Origin of the sequence: Streptomyces niphimycinicus (assembly GCF_018883605.1) — a bacterium.
Lineage (GTDB): Bacteria > Actinomycetota > Actinomycetes > Streptomycetales > Streptomycetaceae > Streptomyces > Streptomyces niphimycinicus.
Genome location: NZ_JAHLEM010000662.1, coordinates 1 through 6,442 on the forward strand (window position 1 = coordinate 1; position 6,442 = coordinate 6,442).

General features: G+C 73.8%; 5 protein-coding genes. All 5 read left to right on the forward strand.

Translation table 11 applies throughout. The features are described 5' to 3' along the window. A partial coding sequence (locus KN815_RS39545) for a peptidoglycan binding domain-containing protein (RefSeq protein ID WP_507229923.1) occupies window positions 1-1,278 on the forward strand: 1,278 nt, incomplete at its 5' end. A gap of 219 nt (window positions 1,279-1,497) precedes the next feature. Beyond that, window positions 1,498-2,511 carry an ABC transporter ATP-binding protein gene (locus KN815_RS39550; RefSeq protein ID WP_216346633.1) on the forward strand — a complete coding sequence of 338 codons (1,014 nt, stop codon included), beginning with the start codon at window positions 1,498-1,500 and terminating at the stop codon, window positions 2,509-2,511. After that, window positions 2,508-3,251: an ABC transporter permease gene (locus KN815_RS39555; protein WP_216346634.1), complete on the forward strand. Its 744-nt coding sequence runs from the start codon at window positions 2,508-2,510 to the stop codon at window positions 3,249-3,251. The genes KN815_RS39550 and KN815_RS39555 overlap by 4 nt, the downstream gene beginning before the upstream one ends. A gap of 126 nt (window positions 3,252-3,377) precedes the next feature. Beyond that, entirely contained in the window at window positions 3,378-4,649 is a 1,272-nt protein-coding gene (locus KN815_RS39560) for a sensor histidine kinase (RefSeq protein ID WP_216346635.1), read from the forward strand. A 252-nt stretch (window positions 4,650-4,901) separates the two neighbouring features. Then, complete coding sequence (locus KN815_RS39565) at window positions 4,902-5,507, forward strand: response regulator transcription factor (protein WP_372458597.1); 606 nt, start codon at window positions 4,902-4,904, stop codon at window positions 5,505-5,507. The last annotated feature ends 935 nt before the right edge of the window (window positions 5,508-6,442 follow it).

Below are 6,442 nucleotides of genomic sequence, written 5' to 3' on the forward strand. Positions count from 1 at the left end.
CCGACCCCGCCGGGCGGCTCGCCGATGTCCGGCAGCCTCGGCGCCACCACCGGCGCGGGCCCGCTGACCGGCCCCGGGGAGGGGTTCCGGGACGGCCTCGGGAGCGATCCGTCCCCCTCGCTGTTCCGCGACCCCGAGCCCACGCCGGGCGGCGGGGTGCCGTCGGACCAGATCTCCAGCGACACGCTGGTCAGCGGGGTGCCCGTGGTGCCGTCGGGCGAGGGCCGGTCCAGGCCGCCCGCGCCACCCGCCCCGGGCGGCCTCGGGGCCCCCGCGCCCGGCGGTAACAGCGCCCCGGCGCCGTCCGCCCCGAAGGCCGGTAAGCCCAAGAAGAAGGGCCGTTCCAAGGTCGTCATGGTCGCGGGCCTGCTGTTCGTGATCGCGGGCGGGGCCTACGCCGCCGGTCTGGTGATGAACCACGCCGATGTGCCCAACGGCACCACCGTCCTCGGCGTCGACATCGGCGGCAGCTCCAAGGAGGTCGCCGTCGACAAGCTGGACGCCGCGCTGGGCAAGCGCACCACCGCCCCGCTGACGGTGTCGGTCGACGGCCAGCGGAAGGAGATCAAGCCCTCCGTCGCGGGCCTGGCGCTCGACACCGACGCCACGGTCCGGGACGTCGCGGGCCGGGACTACAACCCGGTCACCGTGATCGGCTCGCTCTTCGGCGGCACCCATGAGGCCGACCCCGCGGTCACGGTCGACGAGGAGAAGCTGCGGGACGCCCTGGAGCGGCTCGCGGGCGACTCCGGCACGGCCCGCGAGGGCGGCATCGACTTCACCTCCGGCAAGCCCGTCGCGGTGTACGGCAAGGAGGGCAAGGGGCTGGACGTGGACACGGCGGTCAAGGCCGTATCGGAAGGGTTCCGCCTGCGCGCCGAGACCGGCCGGAACAAGGCCATCACCCTGCCGGTCGCCGTGCGGCGCCCCACGGTCAGCAACGCCGAGGTCGACCGGAAGATGAAGAGCTTCGCCAAGCCCGCGATGTCGGGGCTGGCCACGGTGCGGACGGACGCCCAGCACTCGATTCAGTTCGGCCCGGACAAGTCGCTGCCGAAGATCCTTTCCATGAAGGTGATCGGCGGCAAGCTGGTGGAGCACTACGACCTGCCCGTCCTCAAGCAGTTGTACGGCGGCACCTTCGACGGCGTTCTGCTCGAACGGGGCGACGGCAGCAAGAAGCCCGTCACCCCGGAGGACGTGGAGTCCGCGCTGCGGCAGGCGCTGCTCGGCAAGACGCCCAGCGACCGCATCGGCGTCATCGGCAAGGACAACTGAGCGAGCCCCGCTCGTTCACCACGCGGCCCCCGCCCGGCACCGGGCGGGGGCCGCGCCGTGTCTCCCGGGCCGCGTCATGTCCCCCCGGGCCCCGTCGTGTCTCCCGGCCCGCGGCACGTCTCCCCGGCGCGTCATGCCCCGACCCATGACATCTGTCATCCCCAGGTCACGACCGCTGACACTGCCGGGCGCCGCCCGCCCTCGGCCAGGCTTATGGCCATGACCGCAACGACCGCTGTTTCCGCCCCCGGCACCGGGGCCGCCACCACGGGCGCCCCGCCCGTGGTCCGCTTCGAGAAGGTGAACAAGAGCTACGGCAATGTGCGCGCCGTGGCCGATCTCGATCTCACGCTGTACCCGGGGGAGACCGTCGCCCTGCTGGGCCCCAACGGCGCCGGCAAGTCCTCCAGCCTCGATCTGCTGCTCGGCCTGCGCCACCCCGACTCCGGCCGGGTGGAGGTCTTCGGCACCACCCCGCGCCAGGCGATCGTCCGCGGCCGGGTCGGCGCGATGCTCCAGAGCGGCGCTCTGATGGAGGACGTGACGGTCCGCGAACTGGTGGGGCTGGCCTGCGAGCTGCACCCCAAGGGCCATCCGGTGGACGAGGTGCTGGAGCGGGCCGGGATCGCCGAGATCGCCTCCCGCAAGGTGAACAAGCTCTCCGGCGGTCAGGAGCAGCGGGTGCGCTTCGCGTTCGCCACCGCCGGTGCCTCCGATCTGATCGTGCTGGACGAGCCCACGACCGGTATGGACGTATCGTCCCGGCAGACCTTCTGGGGCGCGATGCGGGAGCAGACGAAGCAGGGCCGCACCATTCTGTTCGCCACCCACTACCTCGAAGAGGCCGACGCCATCGCCGACCGGGTGATCGTGCTGCACGGCGGCCGGGTGCTGGCGGACGGTTCGTCCGCCGCGATCAAGGCGATGGCCGGGGCCCGGCGGATCAACTTCGAGCTGGACGGGCCGATCGACGGGACGGCGCTGCGTGCCCTGCCCGCGCTGACCGGAATCGAGATCTCGGGGCGTACCGTACGCATCCGGTCCACCGACGCGGACGCGACCGTACACGCGGTCTACCGCCTCGGGCTGTATCCGCGCGGCCTGGAGGTCACCGGCCTCGGCCTGGAGCAGGCGTTCCTGGCCATCACCGACGCCGCCACCGATGTGTCCACCGGCCCCGCCACCGATATGGCCGGTGACACCGCGCCCACAGTTGAGGAGTCCGCACGATGAAGGCGCTGGTCAAGCTGGAGATCGCGCGGACCCTGCGCAATCGCAAGTTCATGTTCTTCACGGTCGTCTATCCGTCCGTGCTCTTCCTGCTGATCGCGGGCAGCACCGACGCCGACGAGCGGGTGCCCGGCACCGGGCTGTCGATGCCGCTCTACTACATGGTCGCGATGGCCTCCTTCGGGGCGCTGACCGCCGGGCTGATGGGCAACGGCGAGCGGATCGCCAAGGAGCGCGAGGGCGGCTGGACCCGGCAACTGCGGCTCACCCCACTGCCCGGGCGCGGCTATGTGGCGGCCAAGATCGCGGTGGGTGCGGTGGCCACCCTGCCGTCGATCGTGATCGTCTTCGTGGTGGCCGCCGCCGTCAAGGGCGTACGGCTGGACGCCGCCTGGGAGTGGGCGGCGCTGACCGGCGCCATCTGGGCGGGCTCCCTGGTCTTCGCCGCGCTGGGGGTGGCCATCGGCTATCTGGCGACCGGGGACGCGGTCCGCCCGCTGACCATGATCATCTACTTCGGTCTGTCGATCCTCGGCGGGCTGTGGATGCCGACCACGTCGTATCCGCAGTGGCTGCGGAACATCGGCGACTATCTGCCCACCCACGCCTACACCGCCCTCGGCCAGGCGATCGAGCTGGGCGGCGCCCCGCACGCCAAGGACATCGCGCTGCTCATCGGCTATCTCGCGCTCTTCGCGGGCGGCGCGGCGTGGCTGTACCGCAAGGACACCCGTAAGGCGTGAGGGACGTCCGTAAGGCGTGCAGGACACTCGTAAGGCGTGCGGGACAGCCGTAAGGCATGACCGAGGGCGTGATCCGAGGTGTGACCCGAGGCGTGACCCGAGGCGTGATCGGAGGAGAGAAGAACCATGGCTGACCGGGCCGAGTGGACCGACGGCGATCCGGAGCGCCGCACCGGCGTGCGCCAACGGCTGACCTGGTGGGCCGACGCGATGGCGTACGACGACGAGCACGACCGGCTGGCCACCATCGGCCAGAGCCCCGAGAACCGCCGACAGGTCCTGATCAAGCTGATGTGGATCGGGATCTGGATGGCCTATCTGGGCGCCCCGGTGAGCGATCTCACCGATGGCCACCATTCCGTTCCCGCCACCATGTGCGGTGCGCTCGGTCTGCTGGCCTTCGCCGCCATCTATCTGATGCTGGTCTTCCGGCATACCGGGCGGGCGCTGAGCCGGGCCGCCGTCTTCGGGGCGCTGGGCACGATCTGCGTGCTCGCCGCCGTTCTCACGCTCACCATGGGCGACGCCTGGCTGGTGCTGTGCGTCTATGTGTCCGTCGCCTACGGGGCGGTGCTGCCGCTGCGGCTCTCGCGGTGGGCGATTCCGCTGAACACCGCGTTCATGGTGGCCGTCGGGTTGCTGGTGCGCGGTTCGCACGGGCTGCTGTCCGCCCTGGTCATCCCCTCGCTGCTCGGCGGGTTCGCGATGAGCGGGGTGCGGCAGATGGTCCGTACCACCCGGGCGCTGCGCGCCGCCCGCGCCACCGTGGCCCAGCTCGCCGCCAACGAGGAGCGGCTGCGGCTCGCCCGCGATCTCCACGATCTGCTGGGCCACTCGCTCTCCCTGATCACGCTCAAGAGCGAGCTGGCGGGCCGGATGCTGCCCGACAAGCCCGAGCAGGCGGCGCGGCAGGTCGCCGATATCGAACGGGTCAGCAGGCAGGCGCTGGTGGACGTCCGGGAGGCGGTCAGCGGCTTCCGCCGCCCCACCCTGGAGGCCGAGGTCGCCGGGGCCCGTACCGCCCTCGCCGCCGCGGGCATCGCCGCCGACCTCAGCCGGGCCGCCACCCACCACCCCGACCTGCCGCCCGACCAGGAGGGGGCGCTGGCCTGGGCGCTGCGCGAGGCGGTCACCAATGTGGTGCGGCACAGCGGGGCGCGCCGCTGCGCGGTCACGCTCGACGAGACGGACGACGAGCTGTGCCTGACCGTCACCGACGACGGCCGCGGCGCGACCGGCCCGCACGGCAACGGGCTCACCGGGCTGGCCGAGCGGCTCCAGTTGGCCGACGGCCGCCTGGAGACCGGCCCCGGCGAACGCGGCGGCTTCACCCTCCGCGCCCAGGTCCCGCTCTCCCGCGGCGCCCCCGTGGAGTTGCCCTCACAGGCCGCGCCGTAGGCGGCGGGCCGAGCGCCGGGGTCCGCACCGGTGGGGCCTTTTGGCGGGGGTCCGCGTCGGCGGGATCACTTGGCGGGGGTCCGCGCCGGGTGGGGCCACTTGGCGGGGGTCCGCGCCGGGTGGGGCCATTTGGCGGGGGTCCGCGTCGGCCGGGGTCCGCGCCGTAAGGACCGCGCGGAGGGAACGCGTGCAGGGAGCGCGTGCAGGGAGCGTGCGGAAGAGCGGATACGGAGAGCGGATACGCTGCGGGGCGTGATCCGGGTACTGCTGGCCGAGGACCAGTCCATGGTGCGGGAGGCGCTGGCCGCGCTCCTCGGGCTCGAGGACGAGATCGAGGTCGTCGCGCAGGTGGCCCGCGGCGACGAGGTCGTGGACGCCGCCCGGGCCCATCGCCCCGATGTGGCGTTGCTGGACATCGAGATGCCCGGCATGAGCGGGATCGAGGCCGCCGCCGCACTGCACCGGGCCGCGCCCGGGATCCGGATCGTGATCCTGACCACCTTCGGCCGCCCCGGCTATCTGCGCCGCGCCATGGAGTCCGGCGCCGACGCCTTCCTGGTCAAGGACGCCCCGGCGGCCCAGCTCGCCGACGCCATACGGCGGGTGCTGCGCGGGGAGCGGGTCATCGACCCCACGCTGGCCGCCGCCGCGCTCGTGGACGGGGCCAGCCCGCTGACCGCGCGCGAGCGCGAGGTGCTGCACGCCTCGGCGGACGGCTCGACCAATGCCGAGCTGGCGCGCGCCCTGCACTTGTCGCCGGGCACGGTCCGCAACTACCTCTCCACGGCGATCCAGAAGACCGCCGCACGCAACCGGGCCGAGGCCGTCCGTATCGCCCGCGAGAAGGGGTGGTTGTAGCGGCGGGGGCTTTCCCCTCCCCGCCCCTTCCCTCAACCGGGGCCCGGCCCCCGGCCCCCGCCGGGGCTCCGCCCCTGGGCCCCGCTCCTCAAACGCCGGAGGGGCTGGAAGGCCGGACCGCCGCCCCCCGACGGTCGGCCCACCGCACCCGCCAGACCCAGCCCGGCGGGATGTCCCCGTGCCCCCGGCACCCGCACGGCCCCCCGGCCACCACCGGGGGGTGTCCCCTGCACCGGGGGAGCCCACGAAGTCCGGTGCGGCGTGCCCAGTGCCTGCCGCTGTGCTCCTGGCCGCCACCGGGGGGTGTCCCCTGCCTCCGGGCGCCCCGGGCCTATGACGTCCGCCACGGCGTCCCCAGCCCCGCCACTGTGCTCCTGGCCGGCACCGGGGGTGTTCCCTGCACCGGACGGCCCCGGGCTCACGACGTCCGCCACGGCGTGCCCCAGCCCCCGCCGCTGTGCCCCTGGCCATCACCGGGAGGTGCCCCTGGCCATCACCGGGAGGTGCCCCCTGCCTCCGGGCGCCCCGGGCCTATGACGTCCGCCACGGCGTCCCCAGCCCCGCCACTGTGCTCCTGGCCGGCACCGGGGGTGTTCCCTGCACCGGACGGCCCCGGGCTCACGACGTCCGCCACGGCGTGCCCCAGCCCCCGCCGCTGTGCCCCTGGCCATCACCGGGAGGTGCCCCTGGCCATCACCGGGAGGTGCCCCCTGCCTCCGGGCGCCCCGGGCCTATGACGTCCGCCACGGCGTCCCCAGCCCCGCCACTGTGCCCCCGGCCGCCACCGGGACATCCCCCCCCACACACACGCACACCAGCCGCTCCGGGCCCAGAGGGCGGAGCCCCGGCCTGGGCCGCCGCCGAGGGCACGGGTGCGGAGACCCACCAGGCAGCGGCAGACGCTAGTTCAGCATCGCGCGGGCGGCGCGGGCCTC